Source organism: Dyella sp. GSA-30, assembly GCF_027924605.1.
Lineage (GTDB): Bacteria > Pseudomonadota > Gammaproteobacteria > Xanthomonadales > Rhodanobacteraceae > GSA-30.
This window is the reverse complement of the sequence record NZ_AP027042.1, coordinates 3,149,999-3,173,203: the sequence shown is the minus strand read 5'-3', so window position 1 is coordinate 3,173,203 and position 23,205 is coordinate 3,149,999. Positions and strand designations below refer to the sequence as shown.

21 protein-coding genes are annotated in these 23,205 nt (G+C 62.6%); 15 read left to right on the top strand and 6 right to left on the bottom strand.

What is annotated here, in order from left to right; translation table 11 throughout:
- Positions 1-80: 80 nt before the first annotated feature.
- Positions 81-1,040, bottom strand: a complete 960-nt coding sequence (locus QMG46_RS13945; RefSeq protein WP_281848431.1) for a LysR substrate-binding domain-containing protein — start codon at positions 1,038-1,040, stop codon at positions 81-83.
- Positions 1,041-1,152: 112 nt separating this feature from the next.
- Between QMG46_RS13945 and QMG46_RS13940 the strand changes: the two genes are divergently transcribed.
- Positions 1,153-1,737 carry an FMN-dependent NADH-azoreductase gene (locus tag QMG46_RS13940; protein WP_281848430.1) on the top strand — a complete coding sequence of 195 codons (585 nt, stop codon included), beginning with the start codon at positions 1,153-1,155 and terminating at the stop codon, positions 1,735-1,737.
- A 125-nt stretch (positions 1,738-1,862) separates the two neighbouring features.
- On the opposite strand, the gene QMG46_RS13935 is transcribed toward QMG46_RS13940, so the two are convergent.
- The 4 genes from QMG46_RS13935 to QMG46_RS13920 all read right to left on the bottom strand — a co-directional run bounded on the left by QMG46_RS13935 (position 1,863) and on the right by QMG46_RS13920 (position 6,626).
- A complete protein-coding gene (locus QMG46_RS13935; RefSeq protein ID WP_281848429.1) occupies positions 1,863-3,521 on the bottom strand; it encodes an amidohydrolase in 1,659 nt (552 codons plus the stop codon).
- A 76-nt stretch (positions 3,522-3,597) separates the two neighbouring features.
- Positions 3,598-3,846 carry a hypothetical protein gene (locus tag QMG46_RS13930; RefSeq protein WP_281848428.1) on the bottom strand — a complete coding sequence of 83 codons (249 nt, stop codon included), beginning with the start codon at positions 3,844-3,846 and terminating at the stop codon, positions 3,598-3,600.
- Between the two features lie 173 nt (positions 3,847-4,019).
- On the bottom strand, positions 4,020-5,558 hold the full coding sequence (locus tag QMG46_RS13925) for a methyl-accepting chemotaxis protein (RefSeq protein WP_281848427.1): 1,539 nt from the start codon (positions 5,556-5,558) through the stop codon (positions 4,020-4,022).
- 282 nt (positions 5,559-5,840) lie between these two features.
- Entirely contained in the window at positions 5,841-6,626 is a 786-nt protein-coding gene (locus QMG46_RS13920; RefSeq protein ID WP_281848426.1) for an SDR family NAD(P)-dependent oxidoreductase, read from the bottom strand.
- 308 nt (positions 6,627-6,934) lie between these two features.
- On the opposite strand from QMG46_RS13920, the gene QMG46_RS13915 reads away from it, so the two are divergent.
- From QMG46_RS13915 to QMG46_RS13885, 7 genes are all read left to right on the top strand, one after another.
- Positions 6,935-7,252 (top strand): hypothetical protein, encoded by a 318-nt coding sequence (locus QMG46_RS13915; RefSeq protein ID WP_281848425.1) that lies wholly within the window; start codon positions 6,935-6,937, stop codon positions 7,250-7,252.
- A 4-nt stretch (positions 7,253-7,256) separates the two neighbouring features.
- Positions 7,257-7,637 carry a GntR family transcriptional regulator gene (locus QMG46_RS13910; protein ID WP_281848424.1) on the top strand — a complete coding sequence of 127 codons (381 nt, stop codon included), beginning with the start codon at positions 7,257-7,259 and terminating at the stop codon, positions 7,635-7,637.
- A complete protein-coding gene (locus tag QMG46_RS13905; protein ID WP_281848423.1) occupies positions 7,634-8,491 on the top strand; it encodes an ABC transporter ATP-binding protein in 858 nt (285 codons plus the stop codon). The genes QMG46_RS13910 and QMG46_RS13905 overlap by 4 nt, the downstream gene beginning before the upstream one ends.
- The gene (locus tag QMG46_RS13900) at positions 8,488-9,453 is read left to right on the top strand and encodes a hypothetical protein (RefSeq protein WP_281848422.1); all 966 of its coding nucleotides are present in this window, start codon (positions 8,488-8,490) and stop codon (positions 9,451-9,453) included. The genes QMG46_RS13905 and QMG46_RS13900 overlap by 4 nt, the downstream gene beginning before the upstream one ends.
- A 27-nt stretch (positions 9,454-9,480) precedes the next feature.
- Positions 9,481-9,864, top strand: a complete 384-nt coding sequence (locus tag QMG46_RS13895) for a hypothetical protein (protein WP_281848421.1) — start codon at positions 9,481-9,483, stop codon at positions 9,862-9,864.
- 28 nt (positions 9,865-9,892) lie between these two features.
- Positions 9,893-10,453, top strand: coding sequence for a DUF2884 family protein (locus QMG46_RS13890; RefSeq protein ID WP_281848420.1), 561 nt, complete (start codon positions 9,893-9,895; stop codon positions 10,451-10,453).
- Between the two features lie 67 nt (positions 10,454-10,520).
- Positions 10,521-11,759: a serine hydrolase domain-containing protein gene (locus tag QMG46_RS13885; protein WP_281848419.1), complete on the top strand. Its 1,239-nt coding sequence runs from the start codon at positions 10,521-10,523 to the stop codon at positions 11,757-11,759.
- Here QMG46_RS13885 and QMG46_RS13880 read toward each other — a convergent pair.
- A complete protein-coding gene (locus QMG46_RS13880; protein WP_281848418.1) occupies positions 11,756-13,165 on the bottom strand; it encodes a class II fumarate hydratase in 1,410 nt (469 codons plus the stop codon). The genes QMG46_RS13885 and QMG46_RS13880 overlap by 4 nt on opposite strands.
- A gap of 143 nt (positions 13,166-13,308) precedes the next feature.
- Here QMG46_RS13880 and purB point away from each other — a divergent pair, with 143 nt between their 5' ends.
- The 7 genes from purB to QMG46_RS13845 all read left to right on the top strand — a co-directional run bounded on the left by purB (position 13,309) and on the right by QMG46_RS13845 (position 23,198).
- Positions 13,309-14,673, top strand: coding sequence for an adenylosuccinate lyase (gene purB, locus QMG46_RS13875; RefSeq protein WP_281848417.1), 1,365 nt, complete (start codon positions 13,309-13,311; stop codon positions 14,671-14,673).
- A 134-nt stretch (positions 14,674-14,807) separates the two neighbouring features.
- The gene (locus QMG46_RS13870; protein ID WP_281848416.1) at positions 14,808-15,998 is read left to right on the top strand and encodes a cupin domain-containing protein; all 1,191 of its coding nucleotides are present in this window, start codon (positions 14,808-14,810) and stop codon (positions 15,996-15,998) included.
- Complete coding sequence (locus QMG46_RS13865) at positions 15,998-16,498, top strand: DUF7931 domain-containing protein (RefSeq protein ID WP_281848415.1); 501 nt, start codon at positions 15,998-16,000, stop codon at positions 16,496-16,498. Before QMG46_RS13870 ends, QMG46_RS13865 begins: the two co-directional genes overlap by 1 nt.
- Positions 16,499-16,782: 284 nt before the next feature.
- Positions 16,783-19,641: a 2-oxoglutarate dehydrogenase E1 component gene (locus tag QMG46_RS13860; protein WP_281848414.1), complete on the top strand. Its 2,859-nt coding sequence runs from the start codon at positions 16,783-16,785 to the stop codon at positions 19,639-19,641.
- Between the two features lie 7 nt (positions 19,642-19,648).
- Positions 19,649-20,842, top strand: a complete 1,194-nt coding sequence (odhB, locus tag QMG46_RS13855) for a 2-oxoglutarate dehydrogenase complex dihydrolipoyllysine-residue succinyltransferase (RefSeq protein WP_281848413.1) — start codon at positions 19,649-19,651, stop codon at positions 20,840-20,842.
- 121 nt (positions 20,843-20,963) lie between these two features.
- Entirely contained in the window at positions 20,964-22,388 is a 1,425-nt protein-coding gene (gene lpdA / locus QMG46_RS13850) for a dihydrolipoyl dehydrogenase (protein ID WP_281848412.1), read from the top strand.
- 216 nt (positions 22,389-22,604) lie between these two features.
- Entirely contained in the window at positions 22,605-23,198 is a 594-nt protein-coding gene (locus QMG46_RS13845; protein ID WP_281848411.1) for an LOG family protein, read from the top strand.
- Positions 23,199-23,205: the final 7 nt, after the last annotated feature.

The following is a 23,205-nucleotide window of genomic DNA, read 5'->3' as shown; positions in this document are numbered from 1 at the left end:
CGGCGCCGCGAGTAAGGAGTTAGTGGTGAGGAGTGAGGAGTGAGAGCGGCACTGGTGTCTCACGCCTAACCCTTAACTTCTTACGGCAACTGCCTCTTCGAGCAATCCTCATGGTTACGGCGCGTCGCATCGGGCAGGCGCTCGGCGAGGTAGTCGACGAAGGCGCGCACGCCCGGCAGCAGGCCGCGGCGGCTGGGGTAGACGAAGTGCATCACGCCATCGGGCACGCTCCACTCAGGCAGGACCACTTCCAGCTCGCCAGCCGTGATCGCCGGGGCGCAGACGAACTCCGGCAACAGGGTCACGCCGATGCCACGACGTGCCGACTGAAGCAGCGCGCCGAACTCGCCGGTAATCAGGCGCGGATGGATGTCTACGGTGACACGTTCGCCATCGGCGCCTACCAGCTCCCAGCTTTGCGCGCCTTCGTGCTCGCTCATGGTCAACGCCGGCAGCTGCGATAGATCCGATGGCTGCTTGGGACGGCCATATGTATCGAGCAACGAGGGGCTTGCCACAGCCAACACCCGCGATTGACCGAAGCTGCGCACGACCAGGGTCGCATCTGTATCGAGCTTGCTGCGCACCCGGATCGCCACGTCGACGCCTTCGCCGATCAGGTCGACACGACGGTTGGTGGCAATCAGCCGCACCAGCACCTTAGGGTGCTGTGCGAGAAAGCCCGGCAGCACGTCCGCCAGAACCGTTTGCGACAACGACACCGGGCAGCTGACCCGCACCACGCCACGCGGCTCGGAACGCAACTCATCGACCGCGTCCTGCGCCGCCCGCGCCTCTTCGAGCACCGCGCGGCAATGCCCGTAGAAGCGCTCGCCGACCTCGGTCACCACGAAACGCCGGGTGGTCCGCTGCAACAGGCGCACACCCAGGCGGTCTTCAAGCTGCGCGATGCGCTTGCTCAGGCGGGACTTGGGGATGCCAAGCGCCCTGCCAGCCGACGAGAACCCACCGTGCTCGACCACCGCGGCAAAAAAGTACAGATCGTTGAGGTCCTGCAAGGTGCCATCGAGTATCGTCATATTGTTTCCAAAAACGAACAATAAGTTCCAAATCGCCCGTCTTACCTAATCATTGTTCCAGGTATACCTTGAATCCATCGCCGGTCCACCGGCCCGAATCGAGGAATTCACCATGAAACTGTTGCATATCGACGCCAGTGCGCTGGGCAGCCACTCGGTCTCCCGCGGCCTTACCCAGTCCATCGTAGCCGAGTTGACCCGTGCCGAACCCGGCCACAGCGTCAGCTATCGTGACCTTGCCGCCGAGTCGATCGGCCATTGGCAGCCGGTGGCTGACGCCAACGATCCTTCGTCCGTACTCGGCCAGGCGTTACTGGAAGAGTTCCTGGCCGCCGACACCATCGTCATCGGCGCGCCGATGTACAACTTTGGCATTCCCAGCCAGCTGAAGGCGTGGATCGACCGCATCGCCGTCGCCGGCAAGACCTTCCAGTACACCGCCAACGGTCCCGAGGGCCTGGCCAAGGGCAAGCGCGTGATCATCGCCTCCAGCCGCGGCGGCATCTATAGCGCCGGTCCGGCGGCGGGCCTGGATTTCCAGGAACCCTATCTGCGCGCAGTGTTCGGTTTTCTCGGCATCACCGACATCGAGTTCATTCGCGCCGAAGGCGTCAACATGAGTGCCGATCACAAGACGCAGGCCGTGGAAGCGGCGCAAGCGGCGATTGGTTCGGTGGTACGGCGTAAGGCGGCCTGAAGCGTCAGGAGTGAGAGGTTAGGAGTGAGGAGTGAGAGATAAGAGCGGTCCAGCTCTGGCCCTGCGCAGCCTGCATAAGCGGGCGTCCTCACTCCTCACAGCCTGCGTAGCAGGCGACTCACTCCTTATTGCTTCTGATACACCACCTTTCCGTCCACCCACGTGCTGATCGGCTTGATATCGGCAATCCGGCGTGGCGCCACTGTCATGATGTCCGCGTCCAGCACGACAAAGTCGGCGCGATACCCCGCCTTCAGCACGCCCACCTCGTTTTCCATGAACGAAGCATAGGCGGCGCCACGCGTGAATCCGGCCAGTGCCTGTACGCGATTGACGCGTTGGTCAGGGAACCAGCCGCCCAGTGGCTGCCCGGCGAGATCCTGCCGCGTGACTGCGGCATAGATACCCAGCATCGGATTGACATGCTCGACCGGGAAATCCGAACCGAACGCCAGTGGCACACCGGCATGGATGAAGCGCTGCCATGCATAAGCGCCTTGCAGGCGCTGATAACCCAGACGCTGCTCAACCCAGGGCATGTCCGATGTCGCATGGGTGGGCTGCATGGATGCGATCAGGCGTAGCTGCGCAAACCGGGGAATATCGTCCAGTGCCACGATCTGCGCATGCTCGACGCGCCAGCGATGATCGCTGTCGGCGGTCTTGCCGAGCACGCTCTGGTAGGTATCGAGCACCATGCGATTGCCACGATCGCCGATGGCATGTGTGGCGACCTGCACCTTGCAGCGATAGGCCTTTTCCACGGCAGCTTTGTATTCGTCTGGCTGGGTGACGAAGATGCCGCGATTGCCGTGATCGTCGTTGTAGTCATCGAGAAGCGCCGCACCGCGACTGCCCAGTGCGCCGTCCATATACAGCTTGACGGTGCGCATGCGAAGACGACCGCTCGGGTCCTGCCACTCACCGCCCTGCTGACACAGCCATTCCAGTGCCGCGTGATTGCCGTCGGCCATCTCATACAGGCGCAGCGGAATTTCGCCCGCACTGGCCATCTGCTGCAGCACTTTGAAGTCGTTCAGGCTGACACCTGGGTCGTGCACACCGGTAAGACCATTGGCGACCGCTTCGGCGAAAGCTTTCTTGTAGGCATCGCGGGTCTGCTCCGGTGTCAGCGGCGGGATCGCATCGCGCACTAGCGCTTGCGCACCGTCGATCAGCACGCCGCTTGCCTTCTTGCCCACACGCATGATCCGGCCGCCATCGGGCTGCCAGTCGCCATCGAGCGACTTGGTCGCGCGCTTCATGGCCACCTTGTTGACCCACGATGCATGCCCGTCGATACGCTCCAGATATACCGGGCGATCCGGAAACGCGCGATCGAGGTCGGCGGCGGTAGGAAACTGCTTGCCGGTCCAGCGGTTCTGATCCCAACCATGACCAATCAGCCAGGCACCCTTAGGCAGCTTTTCAGCACCCGCTTTCAGGCGGTTGATGATGTCGTCCTTGGAGGGACTTCCGGCCAGATCGACCTGACTGCTCAGCATCCCCAGCCCGAGCATATGTCCATGAGCATCGATCAAGCCGGGCACCACGGTCGCACCGTTCGCATCGACCTGACGGGCATCGGCATAGCGCTGCTTCAGCTCCGCATCGGTACCGACGGCAAGCAACTTGCCGTCATCGCCCCAGGCGAGCGCGGTCGCTTCGGGCCGGTCCGGATCCATCGTGTGGATGTGCGCGTGGACCAGCAAGGTGGTCGCGTGCAGCGGCAGCATGGTCATCGCCAGCAAGGCGACGCCGGTCAATCGGGGAATCAAGCGCATGGACGGCTTCCGTTCGAGGAAAACCGTGGCACTGTGCCCAGGCCAGGGGCTTTACACAAGCCTTGCGGCGAACGGCTCAGGCCGCGATGGCTGTGTCCGCTTCTTCGAAGCGCGGGGCACGAGCGTATTGCGCCACGCGGATGCTCGATGCGGGGCCAGGCATTTCCACGCAACACGCGCGTCCCGCGCGCTCGTGCTCGTCGCGCGCCAGCTCACGCGCCAGTTTGATCGCCGGGCCGAGGCGCAAATCGCTGAACAGCGAAAAGCCGCCACGCCTGACATTCCAGAAACCATTCGCCGACTGCATTAGTGAGTAAACGACCATGCCTATCCCTGTAGCTTGAGGAGAGCCACTCCGCGCAAGGCGAAGAAGCTCTCAATCACCGTCCCCTGCCAGCACAAGAGTGCGCCAGACAAGGGCGGTGCGGCTATCGGTTCAGGTCGCGGCGCAACGTAGGCAACTCCCTACAACTTTCGGAATATCCAGCGTAAGGCTATTTACGCCGCCAGCATGCGCCCGCTGTCCTGCGGAGTGATTTCTTCGTCCATGACCGACTCGCCGACACGGAAGAAATCCACCTGCGCGAGCAAGGCATCGGCATTGCGCCGCATGGCGAGACTGGTGCTGGCAACGCGCTGCACCATGGCCGCGTTCTGCTGCGTCATCTCGTCCATGTCCGCCACAGCGCGGTTGACCTGTTCGATGCCGGCCGTCTGCTCGCGCCCCGCCAGCGCGATGGCCGCAACTTTTTCGGCCACCTGTTGTGCCGTGCTGACGATCCCGGCCAAGGCCTGTCCCGACTGCCCGACCAGGCCATCGGCATCGGCCACTGCCTGTTCGCTGGCCTCCATGGTGCGACGGATATCACGCGCGGCAAGGCTGCAGCGCTGAGCCAGCGCACGCACTTCGGCGGCAACGACCGCAAACCCACGGCCATGCTCGCCTGCACGCGCCGCTTCCACGGCCGCGTTGAGCGCGAGCAGATTGGTCTGGAATGCCACCTCGTCGATCAAACCGACAAACTCGGCGATGCGTTGACCGCTATCGCGTATCGCGCCCATCGACGCGATGGTGCCAGCGACCACGGTGTGCCCCTGCGCAGCCTGTTCCCTGGAAAGCCGCGCCATGCGGTCGGCATGCGTCGCATGGCCGGCCGACTCGGCCACCGTTGCTGCCATTTGCTCCATCGACGCGGAGGTTTCCTCCAGATGCGCAGCCTGCGACTGCGTACGCTGATTGAGCACATCACTGGCGCTGGCCAGCCCTTGCGCGTCGTGTCGCACCGAAGCCGCCGCCGCGCGGACTTGTTCGACGACGCTGGCCAACTGCTGATCCATCACTGCGAGATGCCGCAAGACGGCACCGATTTCGTCGGCACGGCCGACCGTAATCGCCTGGCCGACACGACCTTGCGCAATGCGTTCGGCTACCGCCGATGCCAGCTTCAGGCGTTTGCTCAGTGCACGAATCATTCCGCCGTCGATCAGACAGGCCAGCAACAAGGCGGCGACGAATGCCGCAACCAGCAGGATCAACCCATGTTGATTGGCGACATGCTGTGCCGCAGCCTGCTCGCCGCCGGCGGCAAGCGCTTTTTCGAACAGGTTGGTGAAGTCGGTCTGCAAGGGCAGCAGCGCCGGCTGCAACTCGGAGGAGAGCTTGACCTGCGCGATGTCGTATTGCTCGGCATCGAGCATGGCCAGTGTCTCGTCCATCGACTGCTCGGCCGCCTTGCGGTGTTCGGCGGCGATCGCAAGCAGCTGCTTTTCCTGCAGCCCCAAGCCGCTGGCCGCCAAGGGTTTCCAGTGCCGCTCGATATCCACGCGATTGCTTTTCAATGCGGTCTTCGCATCGTCGACCGAAGACGGTAGCCGCGTCATGACCGCATGCGCGATCGCCTGAAAGTTGTCGTTGTAGTCGTTCTGGATGCGCCCGACATCGGACACCGGCGAAAGCGTGTCGCCGACGACCGATTGAATGCGCTGGTCGGCACGGTTCAACAAAGAAGCACCGAGCACGCAAATGAGTGCCAGCATGGCCAATACGCCCGCGAGGCGGATCAGCAGCAGTGCACGAAGGGAGAGAGACTGAAAAGCAGGGGAAAAACGAAGCCGCGAAGGCATGGGGATGACCTTGAGGGGACGGGGATCACCCCCGAGGTCGGCAATACAGCGTTGGGCTTGAGCAGATATTTGATGAATTTTTCTTTACATCGCAGTTATTTGACAGGCATGTTTCCGAACCTGTTTTTTTGCACGGCGATAATTGCATGCACGGTGATGTCGCGACCCGCTGTGCATCCCATCCACACACGTCCCTCAAATCACTCCCGCCTTGCCCCCATCCATCGGAATGATGGCGCCAGTGACATAGCTGGCCATGGGCGAGGCAAGAAAAGCGGCGACCCGCGCAATTTCCTCCGGCTCGGCAACGCGTCCGAATGGAATCTCATCCGTCAGCTCTTTCAATAGTTCGTCCTGCGAACGCCCGGTCGCACGTACCGACGCGGCAAGACCTTCTTCCATGCGTTCGGTTCGCGTGGTGCCGGGATTGATGACATTGACGCGCACGCCGCGGGCTGCGTACGCCGTGGCGTAACCCACCGATGCAAGCATCAGCGCCGCATTGGCGGCGCCGCCGCCGATATGCAACGGGTTGGCCTGGCGTCCGCCCTGCCCGGCCACGTTGACGATGCTGCCGTGCCCACGCACAGCCATGTGGCGAATAACTGCGTCGATTGCATGCATATAGGGGAAGTACTTCGCCTGCATCGCCGCATGGATGGCCTCAGCGTCCAGCTCGTCGACCGGCCGGCGACGCGCGGCGCCCGCGCAATTGACCAATACGTCGATCGGGCCGTGATCGTTCTCGATGCACTCCATGACCATCCGGGTCGCCACGCTGTCCGATAGATCCGCCGTATGTACGGCCATCGTCAAACCCGATGCGCCGAGCTGGCGTTGCGCTTCATGCAGGCGATGGAGATCACGCGAAATGCCGACGACTTTCGCGCCCTCGCGTGCGAACAGCTCGGCGCAGGCCAGCCCGATGCCCTTGCTCGCGCCCGTGATGACCACTACCCGACCTTCCAGCTCCAGATTCATGCCGCATGCTCCGCTACCTGTATCACGCGCGCATTGAAGCATGGCCTGCGCAAAGCCGACGAGACCGGAGCTGATAGATGTCATATGCGATGACTGATGGACGCTTCTGCCGCGAGGCGATCCATTTGCCCAGCATAAGCAACGTCGGGGCAGTCAGTAGCCGCTCGAAGCGAGCTCTACCGAAGCCGATCACCATATAGGCCATCAGTCATGTTGCGAAATCGCACATTGCCGCTTGACGGTTGTCGAAGTGGTGTTATAGTTCACTACAACACCGGTCCACGAGACCACTAACGAGGAAGCACGCCATGAAAGCGCAGAACCTGTTAACCCTGACCGCCGCGTTCTTGCTGACCTCCGCCAGCCTGGCCGCGATCCACTCCAACGTCACGGCCGTCCCGGTCAGTGAAATCAACGGCGCCAAGGTGATCGACCTGGCTCCGGTCAATGTCACCCCCAGCGCCGAAGACCGCCGCGCCGCTGCTCTGCTGAGCGACAACTCGGTCGCCGGCGTCGGCGCCAGCCTGGGCCGCGGGGTCGAAGCGAGCGCTACCTTGCTCGGTACTCAGCTAGCCATGCCCTACTATTCGTTTGGCACCCAGTTCGGCCGTATCACGAAGGAATAACCGTATGTCCATCACCTGGAACGACAGCGTCCCGATCTACCGCCAGCTCCGCGAACGCGTAGTGGCGATGATCCTGGACGGCGCCTTGAACGAGGGCGACCCGCTGCCGTCAGTGCGCCAGGTGGCGGCGGACTACCAAATCAATCCGCTGACCGTATCGAAGGCGTACCAGGAACTGGTCGACGATCAACTTGTGGAAAAAAGGAGGGGGTTGGGCATGTTCGTCAATGATGGAGCTCGCGAAGCCTTGCTCAAGTCCGAGCGCGAACGCTTCTTGCGCGAAGAATGGCCGATGCTTTACGCACGTCTTCAACGGCTGGGCCTGGATCTGAAGACCCTGCTGCGCGAAGCACCGGCCTCGGCCAACCCGGAGGACCCGTCATGAATGCCGTGGTGACCGCAAGCGGCCTGGTCAAGCGCTACAAGCAATCCGTTGCGCTGGACGGGGTGAGTTTCGAGATCCCTTCCGGCCGTATCGTCGGCCTGATCGGTCCCAACGGTGCAGGCAAGACCACCGCGCTGAAGGCGATCCTGGGGCTGACCGATTTCCAGGGACAGCTCAATGTGCTGGGTTTCGACCCGCGCTCGCAGCGCAATCAACTGATGGAACAGGTGTGCTTTATCGCCGACGTCGCCGTGCTGCCGCGCTGGATACGCGTAAGCGAAGCGGTGGACTTTGTCGCCAACGTGCATCCGCGCTTCAACCGCGCCAAATGCGAAGCCTTCCTGGCGCGCACCAAGCTGCAGCCCTCGATGCGCGTCAAGCAGATGTCCAAGGGGATGATCGTGCAATTGCACCTGGCCCTGGTCATGGCGATCGACGCACGCTTGCTGATCTTGGACGAACCCACGCTGGGCCTGGACATCCTGTATCGCAAGCAGTTCTACCAGACCTTGCTGGAAGATTATTTCGACGAGAACAAGACGATCATCATCACCACCCATCAGGTGGAAGAGATCGAGCACATTCTCACCGACCTGATGTTTATCCGTGACGGCAAGATCGTCCTCAACACCGACATGGACGCCATGGGCGACCGTTTCGCCGAAGTGATGGTCAGCGCCGATCGCGCTGCCGACGCGCGCCGGCTCAATCCGCTGGACGAACGGCAGATCTTTGGCAAGAGCATTTTCCTGTTCGACGGCGCGGACCGCGCGACGCTCGAAAGCATGGGCGAAGTCCGTCGCCCATCCGTCAGCGATCTGTTCGTCGCCACCATGAAGGGAACCTACGCATGAAAACCTTCGTCTGGTTGGTCAAACGCGAATTCTGGGAGCACCGCGGCGGTTTTCTGTGGGCACCGCTGGTGGCAGGCTCCGTCTTTCTGATCCTCAACATGATGGCCCTGATTGCCGCCGAAGTAATCGGCATGCGTCACGGCATGCATTTTGGCGGCAGCGACCTGCATATGCTGATCGAAAAGGCCGATGCGGGCGACCTGGCAAAAGTCGGCACGGGGCTGGATCTCGCCCTGCTCTCGTCCACCGGCATCATCGGTATCGTGATGGGATTCGTGGTGCTGTTCTACTGCCTCGGTTCGCTTTACGACGACCGTCGCGACCGCAGCATCCTGTTCTGGAAATCGCTGCCGATTTCCGACATGCGCACGGTCCTGGCCAAGGTTGTCAGTGCAGTGATCCTGGTCCCGGTCATTGCCGTGGTCATCGGTATCGCGATCGGCGTCATCCAGCTCATCATGTTCGCCATCGTGCTGTCCTTCCATGGCATCAACGCCTGGCAGTTGCTGACGCTGGCCCATCCGATCCGCACCATCCTGGCCATGATCACCGCGGTTCCGCTGTATGCGCTGTGGGCGCTGCCGGCAGTGGGTTGGCTGATGCTCTGCTCGGCCTGGGCACGCAGCAAGCCCTTCCTGTGGGCGGTAGCCGCACCGCTGGTGACCGGCCTGATGGTGACCTGGTTCAACATCATGGGGCTGTTCAACCTGTCCTCGACCTGGTTCTGGCATCACATCGTCCAGCGCATCATCCTGAGCGTGTTCCCCGGCTCGAACCTGGTCTTCGACGAACATCAGATGCAGGCGATGGCACAACTGGGTGACGATGCGCCTTCGGCCATCCTGACCCCGGGTAGCAGCTTCCTCCTGCTGGGTTCGATCGAATTGTGGATCGGTGTGGTTGCCGGTATCGCATTGATCGCCGCCGCCATCTGGTTCCGCCGCGTTCGCGACGACAGCTGATCCGTAACTCCTGGGGAGAAAGGCATCATGCAAAAGAACAAAGTCACGCGAGCATCCTGGGTAGCCATCACCGTTGCGATCTTCGTCGGCATGGGCACTTTCTCCTCGCATGCCAGCGATCCCGGCCAGTCTTTCGTCGGGCGCTGGACAGCCGATGGCGCTACGGACAAAGTCGTCGCTGTCGAGACCACCGGCAAACAATTGAAGCTGACACTCACCGGCAACATGGGGGTGCGAGATGGCCAGACCGTTATTCTCGATCGCGTCGACGACAATACGTTCGGTGCAACCGATGCGAGCGGCGTCACGACGCGACTGGTCGCCACCTCGCCCGGCCACGCCACGTTCTCGATGAAAGGTGGCAACGCGAAAAACGCGGTCTATATCCACACCGGCCTGAGCCGGCAATAATCCTCGGTTACTACGAAGGGGAAAACTCATGAATCACAAGCCATGGCTTGGAGCAGTGCTGGTGTGTGGGGCTTTGATCGCCGGCTGCGATGTGATGGACGCCGATACCACCATGATGAACGGCGCCATCGTGCTCAAGGACAAACAGGTCGTCCTTAGCCCGGCCAATCAACCCAAGGCAGCGATCGACTCCAGTGGCAACCTGACGATCGACGACAAGACCGTCAGCGTAACGCCAGCTCAGCAGGCCTTGTTGATGGCGTACTACATGAACGTCGTGGATGTTCATAACACCGGCATCAAGATGGCCAAGGCCGGTGGCAAAGTTGCCGTCCAGGCGCTGGCGCATGCCGCCAGTACCAGCAAGGAAGACAAGGCACAGGACGCGGCCCAGGAACTGGCCAATATGAGCATGGACATCTGCAAGGACACCGCCGGCATCAAGACCGTGCAGGATCAGCTCGGTGCGCAGCTGCCTGCCTTTAAGCCCTATGCAAATATCGTAGATAACGCGAGCGTGGACAGCTGCGTCAACGAAGCCAAGGACGACAGCAAGGATGCCGCGGGCAAGGACGACGCGAAGAGCTGAGCGTTGTCGCTGACGGCTTCGGCAAGGATGCCGAAGCCGTCCACGATCATCTTTCGGAGGGATCGCGATGCGTCTGCTTCGTCGATGTGCGCTGACGTTGGCTGCGCTGGGATGTCTGGCCGCTTGCGCATCCCCTGCTCCGCATCACCCTGCCCCCCAAAGACTGTACGGCGACGCGCTCGACACACGCGTGCAAATGCTGATGCAAGCGGCTCACGTCTCCGGACTCGCCCTCGCCGTGATCGAGAATGGACGCATCGTCCATCTGCGTGCCTACGGCGAACGCGATACCGAAAAGCATTTGCCCCTCACCGTGGACACGACCATGTACGCGGCCTCGATCACCAAGGCCGCGTTTGCGTATGCCACCATGACTCTGGTCGACGAACATCGGCTCGATCTCGATGAACCGCTACCGATCTTGCTGCCCAAGCCGCTACCCGACTACGACAAATACGCCGATCTCAAAGACGACCCGCGCTGGCGACAGATCACGCCACGCATGCTGCTCAGCCATACGGCGGGTTTTGCCAATTTCCGTTTCTTCAAGCCCGAAGGGGGCTACGATCCGAACGGCAAACTGAAAATCTACTTCGATCCGGGCACGCGTTTCGCCTATTCCGGCGAAGGCATCAATCTCATGCAGTTCGTGCTGGAAGAAGGCCTGCACCAGGATGCCGGGCAGCTCATGCAGCAGCAGTTATTCGATCGCTTCGCTATGAAGCGCACCGGCATGGTCTGGCGCGACGATTTCGCGAACAATCTGGCCATCGGCTATGACGAGGTCGGGAAGCCGCTGGGCCATAAACAGCGCGGCTCGGTACGCGCTGCCGGCTCGATGGATACGACGCCTGCCGACTATGCGCAGTTGCTTGCCGGTATGGTTCGCGGCGATGGCCTGAGCGCGAAAGCGCACGCACAATGGCTCGAGCCGGTGATCGCCATCCACTCGGTGCAACAGTTTCCGACGCTCGATACCACCACCACGCATGACAACGACAGCATCGGCTTGTCGTATGCGCTCGGTGTCGTAACGTTTAGATCGCCACAGGGGCCCGCATGGTTCAAGAGCGGCCACGACGACGGCACCAACAATCTGATCCTGTGCCTGCAGGCGTCGCGCGATTGCGTGATGATCCTGAGCAACAGCTCCAATGCCGAAAGCATCTTCAAGTACCTGATCGACGCCACCCTGGGGCCGACCTGCTTTCCCTGGTTCTGGGAAGGCTATGTTCCCTACGATCATCCCCAATGGCGTGATGCGGCAGCCAGGAGCTTGCCGCATCCACCATGCGCGAAGGTTTAGCCACCGCCACCGCCACCACCGCCGCCATGAATGCCGCCTTTTGTCAGCGTCATCGGATCGAGCAGCTTCTTCAGTTCGTCTTTCGATAGGCCGGTGGTTTCGAGTGCGACGTCCATGATCGGGCGTTTTTCCTTATAGGCCTGCTTGGCGGTGGCAGCGCCCTTCTCGTAACCGATCACTGGATTGAGCGCGGTGACCAGGATCGGGTTCTTGTCGAGGGCTTCCTTGACGCGCGCGGTATTGACCTTGAAACCGGCGATCGCCTTGTCGGCAAGCAGCACCGTGACATTGGCCAGGATCTCGATCGACTGCAGCAGGTTGTAGGCGATCATCGGCAGCATCACGTTCAACTGGAAGTTGCCGGACTGACCACCGATGGTAATGGCGGCATCGTTGCCGATGACTTGCGCGGCGACCATCGCGGTCGCCTCGGGAATCACCGGGTTGACCTTGCCGGGCATGATCGAGGAACCAGGCTGCAACGCTGGCAACTCGATCTCGCCCAGGCCGGCGAGCGGACCGGAATTCATCCAGCGCAGGTCGTTGGCGATCTTGAGCAAGGCGACCGCCAATGTTTTCAGCTGGCCTGAGAGTTCTACCGCCGCGTCCTGTCCGGCCATGCCCTCGAAATAGTTCTGCGCCGATTCGAAACGCACCTCGGTGAGCTTCTTGAGCTCACGCGCCAGCGCCGGTCCGAACTTGGCATCGGCGTTGATACCGGTACCGACCGCCGTACCGCCCTGCGGCAGGCGGCGCATGCGCTTGAGGCTGTCCTCGATCCGTTCGATCGACGAGTCGATCTGCGCCGCCCAGCCCGACAGCTCCTGGCCAAAGGTGATCGGCATCGCGTCCATCAGATGTGTGCGGCCGGTCTTGGGAACGTTCTTCAGTTCCCGGGCGCGTTTGTCGATGGTCTTGCGCAAATGCTTGAGCGCAGGGATCAGCTGCTCGCTCGTCGTCAGCGTAGCGCTCACATGGATCGCCGTCGGGATCACGTCGTTCGAGCTCTGGCCGTAATTGACGTGGTCATTGGGATGCACCTTGGCGCCGGCCTTCGCCGCGACATGGGCAATCACCTCATTCGCATTCATATTGGTACTGGTGCCCGAACCGGTCTGAAAGATATCGATCGGGAACTGCTTGTCGTACTCGCCCTCGGCGACGGCCAGCGCCGCCTTGCGAATGGCGGCGGCCTGGGATTTTTTCAGGTACCCCAGCCCCAGGTTGGCCTCGGCGGCGGCCGCCTTGATCAGGCCGAGCGCGCGGATGAATTCGCGCGGCAGGTGCAGGCCGGAAATCGGGAAGTTGTCGACGGCACGCTGGGTCTGTGCGCCATAGAGGGCATCGGCGGGGACTTTCAACTCGCCCATGCTGTCGTGTTCGATGCGGAAACGGTTGTTGCTCATGGGAGCGGTCCTTGGCCAGGGAGGCTGACTATATGCCTTAAGCAGATGGGGGATGGGTAGTGGGGGCACAAGCCCGCCGCTTCCGGCCTCCCTGTCGCCATCCGTTGTAAAATGCCCAATTTCCCGTTTCCGGAACCCTCCCCATGTCCCACGCCCTGACCGCCCTGTCGCCGCTGGACGGCCGTTACGCCAGCAAGGTCGAACCGCTGCGCCCGATCTTCAGCGAATTCGGCCTGATGCACCGTCGCGTGCAGGTCGAGATCGCCTGGCTGCTGGCGCTGGCGTCGGATCGCGGCATGGTCGAGCTGGAGCCGTTTTCTTCGGCACAGGTCGCCCAGCTGCAGGCGATCTCCGACCAGTTCGGTGTGGAGGATGGTGCGCGTATCAAGGCGATCGAAGCGACCACCAACCACGACGTCAAGGCGGTGGAGTACTTCATCAAGGAGCGCATGGGCAACGATGCCGCGCTCGCCCAGGCGAAGGAGTTCGTGCATTTCGCCTGCACCAGCGAAGACATCAACAACCTGTCCTATGCGCTGATGCTGCGTGATGCACGCGATCAGGTGCTGTTGCCGACCTTCGACAAGGTCATCGCGCTGCTGCGCCAGCTGGCGCACGCCAACGCCGAGTTGCCGATGCTGTCGCGCACGCACGGCCAGACCGCGTCGCCCAGCACCCTGGGCAAGGAACTGGCCAATGTGGTGGCGCGCCTGGAGCGCCAGCGCAAGCAGCTCGCGGCACTGGAAATCCCCGGCAAGATCAATGGCGCCGTGGGCAACTACAACGCCCATGCCATTACCTACCCGGAAGTGGACTGGCGCGGTTTCTCGCAGCGCTTCGTCGAGAGCCTGGGGCTCGACTACAACGCCTATACGACGCAGATCGAGCCGCACGACGGCGTGGCCGAGTACTGCGATGCGGTGCGCCGCGCCAACATCATCCTGATCGATCTGGCGCGCGATATCTGGGGTTACATCTCGCTGGGCTACTTCAAGCAGGCATTGAAGGCGGGCGAAGTCGGCTCGTCGACCATGCCGCACAAGGTCAACCCGATCGATTTCGAAAACGCCGAAGGCAATTTCGGCCTGGCCAATGCCTTGCTCGGTCATTTTGCCGAAAAACTGCCGATCAGCCGCTGGCAGCGCGACCTCACCGACTCCACCGTGCTGCGCGCGCTCGGCACCGCCTTCGGCCACACGCTGGTAGCGCTGGAATCGTTGCTCAAGGGCCTGGGCAAGCTCACCGTCAATGCCGATCGCCTTGCGGCCGATCTGGATGCCAGCTGGGAAGTGCTGGCCGAGGCCGTACAGACAGTGATGCGTCGCTATGGTTTGCCCGAGCCGTATGAGCAGTTGAAGGCATTGACGCGCGGTCAGGGTATTACGCGCGAATCGATGCGTACGTTTATCGAAGGGCTCGCGCTGCCGGCCGATGCGAAACAGCGTTTGCTGGATCTGACGCCGGGCGGTTATATCGGCCTGGCTGTGCCGCTGGCCAAGGACATTTAAGAACCCCACCTACCCGTCGTCCCGGCGAACGCCGGGACCCAGCGTCTTTCGTCACGGTCGTCGCGATAACCAAGCGACAGCGCCACTGGACCCCGGCCTACGCCGGGATGACGAACAAAAACGAGATACCCAGCATGGCCAGCCCCACCCTCCCCATCGAAGTCCGCGGCAGCGCCAGACAGCCTCTAGGCATGTCGCCCGCGCAGTTTCTGCGCGACTACTGGCAGAAACGCCCGCTGCTGATCCGCAACGCCTTCCCGGATTTCCAGCCGCCGCTGGAACCGAACGATCTGGCCGGCCTGGCCTGTGAAGAAGCCGCCCTGTCGCGCCTGATCGTCCACGACGAAAAGCGCGACCGCTGGAGCGTCAAGACGGGGCCGCTGAGTGAGGACGACTTCTCCAAGACCCCGGACAGCAACTGGACGCTGCTGGTCCAGGACGTCGACAAGTGGGACGTGGACGTCGCCACGTTGCTCGAGTCGTTCCGCTTCCTGCCGAGCTGGCGCGTCGACGACATCATGATTTCCTATGCCGAGCCGGGTGGTGGCGTGGGTGCTCACGTCGATCAATACGACGTGTTCCTGCTGCAGGCGCTGGGCCAACGGCATTGGGCGATCAACGAAGACCCGAATGCGCCCAAGGATTTTCGCGACGACGTCGAACTGAAGCAGCTCAAAGTGTTCGAGCCCTCGCACGAATGGCTGTTGGAACCGGGCGACATGCTTTACCTGCCACCCGGCATCGCACACGACGGCGTCGCCTTCGGCGGCCCCTGCATGACGTTCTCGGTCGGCATGCGTGCACCATCGCAGGGCGAGCTCACCGGCGACCTGGCCGATTATCTGGCCGAGCGACTGACCGAAGACCAGCGCTACGCTGACCCCGACCTGGCACCGGTCAAGGCCGTGGGCGAAATCGACAAGCACGCGCTGGTACGCATCAAGGACTCGATGCCGATCGCCGCTGCGCTGGACGACGACACCCTGCGCGACTGGTTCGGCCGCTTTATTACCCGCTATCGCAGCGCGCAGACGCCAGCACCGGCCGACAAGCCGTTAACCGATGCCGGGGTGGCCAAGCTGTTCGACGGCGGCTGCGAGCTGCTGCGCCATCCGTGGTCGCGCTTCGCCTGGAGTCGCGGCAAGAACGGCTGCACGTTCTACGCGAATGGACATGCCTATCCGGCCACCGTGGAGCTGTCCGAGCAACTGTGTGCCGAGCGCGTGCTTGTGCCTGCACGCAAGGCCGCTGCGGCCGATCGCGCCTTGTTGCTGGCCTTGATCAACGACGGCCACCTGCTGGCCAAGAAAAAGAAAGCCCGCTGATGGATCCGGCCAGTGCCCCCAAGGAAACGCTATCGGTCGACAGCCAGGACGAACTGGCCTCGGCCCGGCTCACCCTGCTTCGCCAGGCCCGCTACCGTCTGGCGATCTATCAGCCCCTGCTGACCGCCAACGCGTTCAACAGTGCCGACGACATCGCAGAGCTCCGACGCATCGCCAGCTCGGGCCGCAATGCGTCGATCCGAATCCTCCTGCACGACCCGCAAGCCGCCCTGCGCGAAAGCCATCGATTGATCGCGCTGGCCCAGCGGCTGCCCAGCGTCATCTCGATTCGCGTACCGGTCGAAGAACACGACCTGGGCTACGGCAGCGCCTTCCTTCTCAATGATGCCGGCGGCTACGTGTTTCAGCCCGATGCCCAGCGTCCCCAAGGCCGCTCCGCTGTTGAGGACCGGTCGTCGCAGGCGCCCCTGTCGCAGCACTTCGACGAGGTCTGGGAGCGGGCCGAGCGCGCAACCGCCCTGCAGTCCCTCGACCTCTGAACGACCCGTCGGCCTTCACCGGCCTTCTGAGGGCTGAACGCCGATTCGCCGAAAGGCTGGGTTGCCTGTAAGGCAAAACAGCCATAAATCCGCGGCGCGAGCGCCGTTCTGACCAAGGTCGAACGCCCGGGACTCGAAATTTCGTCGCCGATCCCCACTTTTATCAACAATTCGGGTTGCCGCGTCGCAGCACCCCGGAGCTATAATTAACAGGATTTTTCGCCAGCGTTTTGGGTCCGTCAGGCCTGACACGCTGTCAGCCTCCCTTCCCTGCCGGTGGTGACGTGAGCACAAACCTGATTCGCGAGTTCTTCGAGTCCTCTCAACTCGCAGGCGGTAACGCCGATTATGTCGAACAACAGTATGAAGCTTGGCTCGCCGACCCCGCGTCGGTTCCCGCCGAGTGGAATCAATATTTCCAGACCTTCAAAGGCCGCGAGTCGGGGGACGTATCCCACACCGCGGCCATTGCGCGTATAGAGGCTGCACAAAAGCAGCGCTACGTGAATGGCAGCGGCGGTGGCGGCGTGGTAGCCGGCAGCGTGGACGATGCCCACGCGCGCAAGCAGGCTGGCGTGCTGCGCCTGCTGACGGCCTACCGCTCGCGCGGTCACCTGGCCGCCGACCTCGATCCGCTGGGCCTGACCCAGAAACTCGAAGCGCCGGATCTGGGCCTGGCCTTCCACGGCCTGACCGACGCCGACCTCGACACCGAGTTCGACACCAACAACTTCGCCGGTACCGGCCCGCGCATGAAACTGCGCGACCTGCTGGCTACGCTGAAAAAAGTGTATGCGGGCACGATCGGTGCCGAGTTCATGCACATCAGCAATCACGAGCAGCGCAACTGGATCTATACGCGTCTGGAGCAGGCAAATGGTTCGGCCAGCCTGGACAAGGGCGCCAAGCAACACTTGCTCGATAGTCTCACCGCCGCCGAAGGCCTCGAACGCTACCTGCACACCAAGTATGTCGGCCAGAAGCGCTTCTCGCTCGAGGGCGGTGACAGCCTGATTCCGATGATGGACGATGTGGTCCGCGCAGCGGGCGACAACGGCGTCAAGGAAGTCGTGATCGGCATGGCCCATCGCGGCCGTTTGAATGTGCTGGTCAACATCCTGGGCAAGCCGCCCAAGACGCTGTTCAACGAATTCGAAGGCAAGTGGGATCACCCGGACGATCCGGCCCACTCCGGCGACGTGAAGTACCACATGGGCTTCTCCGCCGACGTCAAGACGCCCAACGGCGGCGTGCACGTCGCGCTGGCGTTCAACCCGTCCCATCTGGAAATCGTCAACCCGGTCGTGGCCGGCTCCGTGCATGCCCGCATGACGCGCCGTCGCGACACCGAGCGCAAGCAGTCGCTGGCCGTGCTGGTGCACGGCGACGCGGCGCTGGCCGGCCAGGGCGTGAACATGGAACTGTTCAACATGTCGCAGGCCCGCGGCTTCAAGATCGGCGGCAGCCTGCACATCGTGGTGAACAACCAGGTGGGCTTTACCACCTCCAATCCGCAGGACGCCCGCTCCACTCTGTACTGCACCGACCTGGCCAAGATGGTCAACGCGCCGGTGTTCCACGTGAACGGCGACGATCCGGAAGCGGTGATCCAGGCCACCCGCCTTGCCTACGACTTCCGCAAGGAGTTCCGCAAGGACGTGGTGATCGACCTGGTCTGCTACCGCCGCCACGGCCATAACGAGGCCGATGAGCCGGCAGCGACGCAGCCGGTGATGTACCAGATCATCCGCAAGCGCCCGACCACGCGCGATCTCTACGCGCAGCAGTTGGTCAAGGAAGGCACGATCGCCGAGGGCGACGCCCAGAAGCAGTTCGACGCCTACCGCGACCGCCTCGAGGCCGGCGGCACGCTGGCCACGACGGCCGAAGATCTGCGCAACGATATCCCGGTCGACTGGGCTCGCTTTATCGGCGGCAAGCTGTCGACGCCGACCGACACCACGGTGCCCAAGGCCAAGCTGATCGAGCTGGCCAACAAGATCCTCGACATTCCCAACGACATCACGCTGCAGTCGCGCGTCGCCAAGATCTACGACGACCGCCGCAAGATGGCCGCGGGCGAACAGGCCGGCGATTGGGGTTTTGCCGAAAACCTCGCCTACGCCACGCTGATCGACGAAAACTACAACCTGCGCATGGTCGGCCAGGATTCGGGCCGCGGCACGTTCTTCCATCGTCATGCCGTGCTGCATGACCAGAAGGACGGCCACACCTTCATGCCGCTCACCAATATCCGCAGCGATGCCGATGTCGAAGTGATCGACTCGCTGCTCAGCGAAGAAGCGGTGATGGCGTTCGAGTACGGTCACTCCACCACCGATCCTTACACGCTGCATATCTGGGAAGGCCAGTTCGGCGACTTCGCCAACGGCGCCCAGGTGGTGATCGACCAATTCATCAGCTCCGGCGAATCGAAGTGGGATCGCCTGTGCGGTCTGGCGCTCTATCTGCCGCACGGCTACGAAGGCCAGGGACCGGAGCATTCCTCCGCCCGCCTCGAGCGCTTCCTGCAGCTATGCGCGATGGAGAACATGCAGGTCTGCGTGCCGACCACGCCGGCGCAGGACTTCCACATGATCCGTCGTCAGATGCTGCGCCCGACGCGCAAGCCGCTGATCGTGATGACGCCCAAGTCGCTGCTGCGCCACAAGCTGGCCGTGTCGACCCTGGACGAACTGGCCGAGGGTAGCTTTCAGCTGGTGATCGGCGAGCATCGCGACCTGCCGGCCAAGAAGGTCAAGCGCGTCGTGCTGTGCGCGGGCAAGGTCTACTACGACCTGCTCGAAGAAGCCGAAAAGCGCGAGATCAACGACGTCGCCATCGTGCGCGTCGAGCAGCTCTACCCGTTCCCGCGCGCCGAAGTGAAGGCCGAACTGGACAAGTACGCTTCCGCCAAGGAAGTGATCTGGTGCCAGGAAGAGCCGATGAACCAGGGCGCCTGGTTCCAGATTCGTCATCACCTGCAGGCCGTTGTCGGCGCCAAGCAGAGCCTGTCCTATGCAGGCCGCGCGCGCTCGGCAGCACCGGCTGCCGGTCACCTCAACACCCATGTCGCCGAACAGACGGCGCTCGTCGAACAGGCGCTGGTCGCGCCCGTCGGCACCGACCACTCCGCGGAGTAAGACAAGCATGTCCATCGAAGTCAAAGTCCCCGTCCTGCCTGAGTCCGTCTCCGACGCCACCATCGCTACCTGGCACAAGCAGGCCGGCGAAGCGGTGAAGCGCGACGAGAACCTGGTCGACCTGGAAACCGACAAAGTCGTGCTTGAAGTGCCCTCGCCCGTCGACGGCGTGCTGAAGGAACTGAAGTTCCAGACCGGCGACACGGTCAACAGCCAGCAGGTCATCGCCATCATTGAAGAAGGCGCCGCTGCTGCCGCGCCGGCACCGGCTCCTGCCGCGGCGGCTGCACCTGCACCGGCCGCTGCTGCGCCGGCTGCCAGCCACGCTGCATCGGGCGATCTTTCGCCCGCCGCACGCCGCGCCGCCGAAGAAGGCAAGGTCGACACCGCCGGTATCGCCGGCACGGGCCGCGACGGTCGCATCATCAAGGAAGACGTGGTCAACGCGCCGAAGTCGGCTCCCGCTGCTGCCGCGCCGGCCGTCAAGCCGACGCCGGGCTCGCGTCCGGAAGAGCGCGTGCCGATGACGCGCATCCGCGCACGCATCGCCGAGCGCCTGATGCAGTCGAAGAACTCGATCGCGATGCTCACCTCGTTCAACGAAGTGAACCTTGCCGAAGTGAGCAAGATGCGCAAGACGCTGGGCGAGCAGTTCGAGAAGTCGAACGGCGTGAAGCTCGGCTTCATGAGCTTCTTCGTCAAGGCCGCCGCCGAAGCGCTCAAGCGCCACCCGGTGGTGAACGCCTCGGTCGACGGCAACGACATCATCTATCACGGCTACCAGGACATCTCGATCGCCGTGTCCACCGACAAGGGCCTGGTGACGCCGGTGCTGCGCGACGTGCAGGACATGAGCTTCGCCGATATCGAAAAGGGCATCGTCAACTACGCCAAGAAGGCGCGTGACGGCAAGCTCGGCCTGGACGACCTGCAGGGTGGCACCTTCACCATCACCAACGGCGGCACCTTCGGTTCGCTGCTGTCGACCCCGATCGTCAACCCGCCGCAGAGCGCGATCCTTGGCATGCACACCATCAAGGAGCGCGCCATCGTCGAGAACGGCCAGGTGATCGCCGCCCCGATGATGTACCTGGCGCTGTCCTACGACCATCGCATCATCGACGGCAAGGACGCGGTGCTGTTCCTGGTCGATATCAAGAACCAGTTGGAGAATCCGCAGCGGATGTTGCTTGGTCTTTGAGCGCCCCGCTCAAAGACGAAATAGGTAACGAAGCTCTGGCGGCGAGCGTTGCGATGGTTCGCATGCTCGCCGTAACCCAAAAGCCGCTGCTCCCAAGCGCGGCAAGCATCAAGGAAACACCATGAGCGACAAATTCGACGTCATCGTCATCGGCGGCGGTCCCGCCGGTTATCACGCGGCCATCCGCGCCGCGCAGCTGGGCCTGAAAACGGCCGTCATCGACGCGTTCGTCGGCAAGGACGGCAAGCAGGCGCTTGGCGGTACGTGCTTGAACGTGGGCTGCATCCCATCCAAGGCGCTGCTCGATTCGTCCAAGCAGTTCTACAACATCGCGCATAACCTGCCGGTGCACGGCATCACGGTGGAGAACGCCAAGGTCGACTTGGGGCTCTTCATCGGCCGCAAGGACAAGATCGTCAAGCAGTTCACCGGTGGCGTGGCGCAGCTGTTCAAGGCCAACAAGATCACCAGCTACTTCGGCAAGGGCAAGCTGCTGAAGGGCAACAACGTCGAAGTCACCGGCAACGACGGTGAGAAGCAGACGATCAGCGCGACCAACGTGATCCTTGCATCCGGTTCGGTGCCGATCGAATTGCCGTTCGCCAAGTTCGACAACAAGTTCATCATCGACAACGCCGGCGCGCTGGACATCAGCGATGTGCCCAAGCGTCTTGGCGTGATCGGCGCGGGCGTGATCGGCCTGGAGCTGGGCAGCGTGTGGCGCCGCCTGGGTTCGGAAGTGACCGTGCTCGAAGCGCTGCCGGATTTCCTCGGTGCCGCCGATGCCGACATCGCCAAGATCGCGTTGAAGGAATTCGCCAAGCAAGGCCTGGCGATCAAGCTCGGCGCCAAGCTGTCCAAGGCCGAGGTGAAGGGCAACGAAGTGCACCTCACCTATAACGACAAGGACGGCGATCACGATCTGGTGGTCGACAAGCTGCTGGTGGCCGTGGGCCGCCGCGCCTACACCGACGGCCTGCTGGCCGACGACGTCGGCGTCAAGCTGGACGAGCGCGGTCGCATCGTGGTCGACGAGCATTGCCACACCGGCGTGGACGGCGTGTGGGCTGTCGGCGACGCCGTGCGCGGCCCGATGCTCGCGCACAAGGGCTTCGAGGAAGGCATGGCAGTCGCCGAATGGATCGCCGGCAAGGCCGGCCACGTCGGCTACGACACCATGCCGTGGGTGATCTACACCGAGCCGGAAATCGCCTGGGTCGGCAAGACCGAAAAGCAGCTCAAGGACGAAGGCGTGCCCTACAAGGTCGGCACCTTCCCGTTCGCTGCCATCGGCCGCGCCGTGGCGATGAACGAAGCCATCGGCCAGGTGAAGATGATCGCTCACGCCGAAACCGATCGTATCCTTGGCGTGCACATGGTCGGCCCGGGCGTGTCCGAACTGATCGCCGAGTGCGTCGTGGCGATGGAGTTCAAGGGCTCGTCCGAAGACCTCGCCCGCATCGTCCACGCGCACCCGACGCTTTCCGAAGCCGTGCACGAAGCAGCGCTGTCGGTGGACAAGCGCGCGATTCACAAGGGCAACTGAGGGATCGGTGCGCTATAAGTGCGCGAACATGGCCCGCTCGTGGCAACATGAGCGGGCTTTTTTATGCAGGAGTGAGTGGAGAGGAGTGAGGAGTGAGAGAAAAGCCGCGGTCTGCAGGCCTTCTGTAGGAGCGACTAAACCGGCTTTTTCTCTCACTCCTCACTCCTCTCCACTCACTCCTCTGAACCCGCCCCTCACTCCAAAGCGCCCGTCACCATGCAACCCACCGCCCTCTGCGTCTACTGCGGCTCCAACAGCGGCAATCATTCCGAATACACCGACGTTGCTGTCTCGCTCGGCACCGAAATGGCCAGGCGCAACATCAGCCTGATCTACGGTGGCGGCAAGGTAGGCCTGATGGGCACGGTGGCCGATGCGGTGCTCGATGCCGGTGGCAAGGCGATCGGCGTGATTCCGCGCCAGCTGGTCGAACGCGAAGTCGCCCACAAGGGCCTGACCGAGTTGCAGGTGGTCGACACCATGCATCAACGTAAGACGCGCATGTTCGAACTGGCTGATGCATTCGTCGCACTGCCCGGCGGCTACGGCACGATGGACGAGATGTTCGAAATGCTGACCTGGGCACAGTTGGGCCTGCATCGTTATCCCTGCGCGTTCTACAACGTGCGTGGCTATTACACGCCGCTGCGCGGCATGATGGATCACATGGTCGGCGAAGGTTTCGTGCGCAGCGAGCAGCGCGAAAACATATGGTTTGGCGAAGGCATGGACGCGATGTTCGACTGGATGAGCGCCTATCAGGGCGGCTATACACCCAAGTGGATCGACAGCAGTAGCGTCAAGGCCTGAAGAGGAC

What these genes read in the sequence shown, in the direction of transcription:
- QMG46_RS13945 (WP_281848431.1), bottom strand. Translation starts at nt 1,040, where the DNA reads ATGACGATACTCGATGGCACCTTGCAGGACCTCAACGATCTGTACTTT.
- QMG46_RS13880 (WP_281848418.1), bottom strand. Translation starts at nt 13,165, where the DNA reads ATGAGCAACAACCGTTTCCGCATCGAACACGACAGCATGGGCGAGTTG.
- QMG46_RS13910 (WP_281848424.1), top strand. Translation starts at nt 7,257, where the DNA reads ATGTCCATCACCTGGAACGACAGCGTCCCGATCTACCGCCAGCTCCGC.
- QMG46_RS13935 (WP_281848429.1), bottom strand. Translation starts at nt 3,521, where the DNA reads ATGCGCTTGATTCCCCGATTGACCGGCGTCGCCTTGCTGGCGATGACC.
- QMG46_RS13925 (WP_281848427.1), bottom strand. Translation starts at nt 5,558, where the DNA reads ATGCTGGCACTCATTTGCGTGCTCGGTGCTTCTTTGTTGAACCGTGCC.
- QMG46_RS13890 (WP_281848420.1), top strand. Translation starts at nt 9,893, where the DNA reads ATGAATCACAAGCCATGGCTTGGAGCAGTGCTGGTGTGTGGGGCTTTG.
- QMG46_RS13870 (WP_281848416.1), top strand. Translation starts at nt 14,808, where the DNA reads ATGGCCAGCCCCACCCTCCCCATCGAAGTCCGCGGCAGCGCCAGACAG.
- QMG46_RS13865 (WP_281848415.1), top strand. Translation starts at nt 15,998, where the DNA reads ATGGATCCGGCCAGTGCCCCCAAGGAAACGCTATCGGTCGACAGCCAG.
- QMG46_RS13930 (WP_281848428.1), bottom strand. Translation starts at nt 3,846, where the DNA reads ATGGTCGTTTACTCACTAATGCAGTCGGCGAATGGTTTCTGGAATGTC.
- QMG46_RS13885 (WP_281848419.1), top strand. Translation starts at nt 10,521, where the DNA reads ATGCGTCTGCTTCGTCGATGTGCGCTGACGTTGGCTGCGCTGGGATGT.
- QMG46_RS13940 (WP_281848430.1), top strand. Translation starts at nt 1,153, where the DNA reads ATGAAACTGTTGCATATCGACGCCAGTGCGCTGGGCAGCCACTCGGTC.
- QMG46_RS13920 (WP_281848426.1), bottom strand. Translation starts at nt 6,626, where the DNA reads ATGAATCTGGAGCTGGAAGGTCGGGTAGTGGTCATCACGGGCGCGAGC.
- QMG46_RS13895 (WP_281848421.1), top strand. Translation starts at nt 9,481, where the DNA reads ATGCAAAAGAACAAAGTCACGCGAGCATCCTGGGTAGCCATCACCGTT.
- QMG46_RS13905 (WP_281848423.1), top strand. Translation starts at nt 7,634, where the DNA reads ATGAATGCCGTGGTGACCGCAAGCGGCCTGGTCAAGCGCTACAAGCAA.
- QMG46_RS13915 (WP_281848425.1), top strand. Translation starts at nt 6,935, where the DNA reads ATGAAAGCGCAGAACCTGTTAACCCTGACCGCCGCGTTCTTGCTGACC.
- odhB (WP_281848413.1), top strand. Translation starts at nt 19,649, where the DNA reads ATGTCCATCGAAGTCAAAGTCCCCGTCCTGCCTGAGTCCGTCTCCGAC.
- purB (WP_281848417.1), top strand. Translation starts at nt 13,309, where the DNA reads ATGTCCCACGCCCTGACCGCCCTGTCGCCGCTGGACGGCCGTTACGCC.
- QMG46_RS13845 (WP_281848411.1), top strand. Translation starts at nt 22,605, where the DNA reads ATGCAACCCACCGCCCTCTGCGTCTACTGCGGCTCCAACAGCGGCAAT.
- QMG46_RS13900 (WP_281848422.1), top strand. Translation starts at nt 8,488, where the DNA reads ATGAAAACCTTCGTCTGGTTGGTCAAACGCGAATTCTGGGAGCACCGC.
- lpdA (WP_281848412.1), top strand. Translation starts at nt 20,964, where the DNA reads ATGAGCGACAAATTCGACGTCATCGTCATCGGCGGCGGTCCCGCCGGT.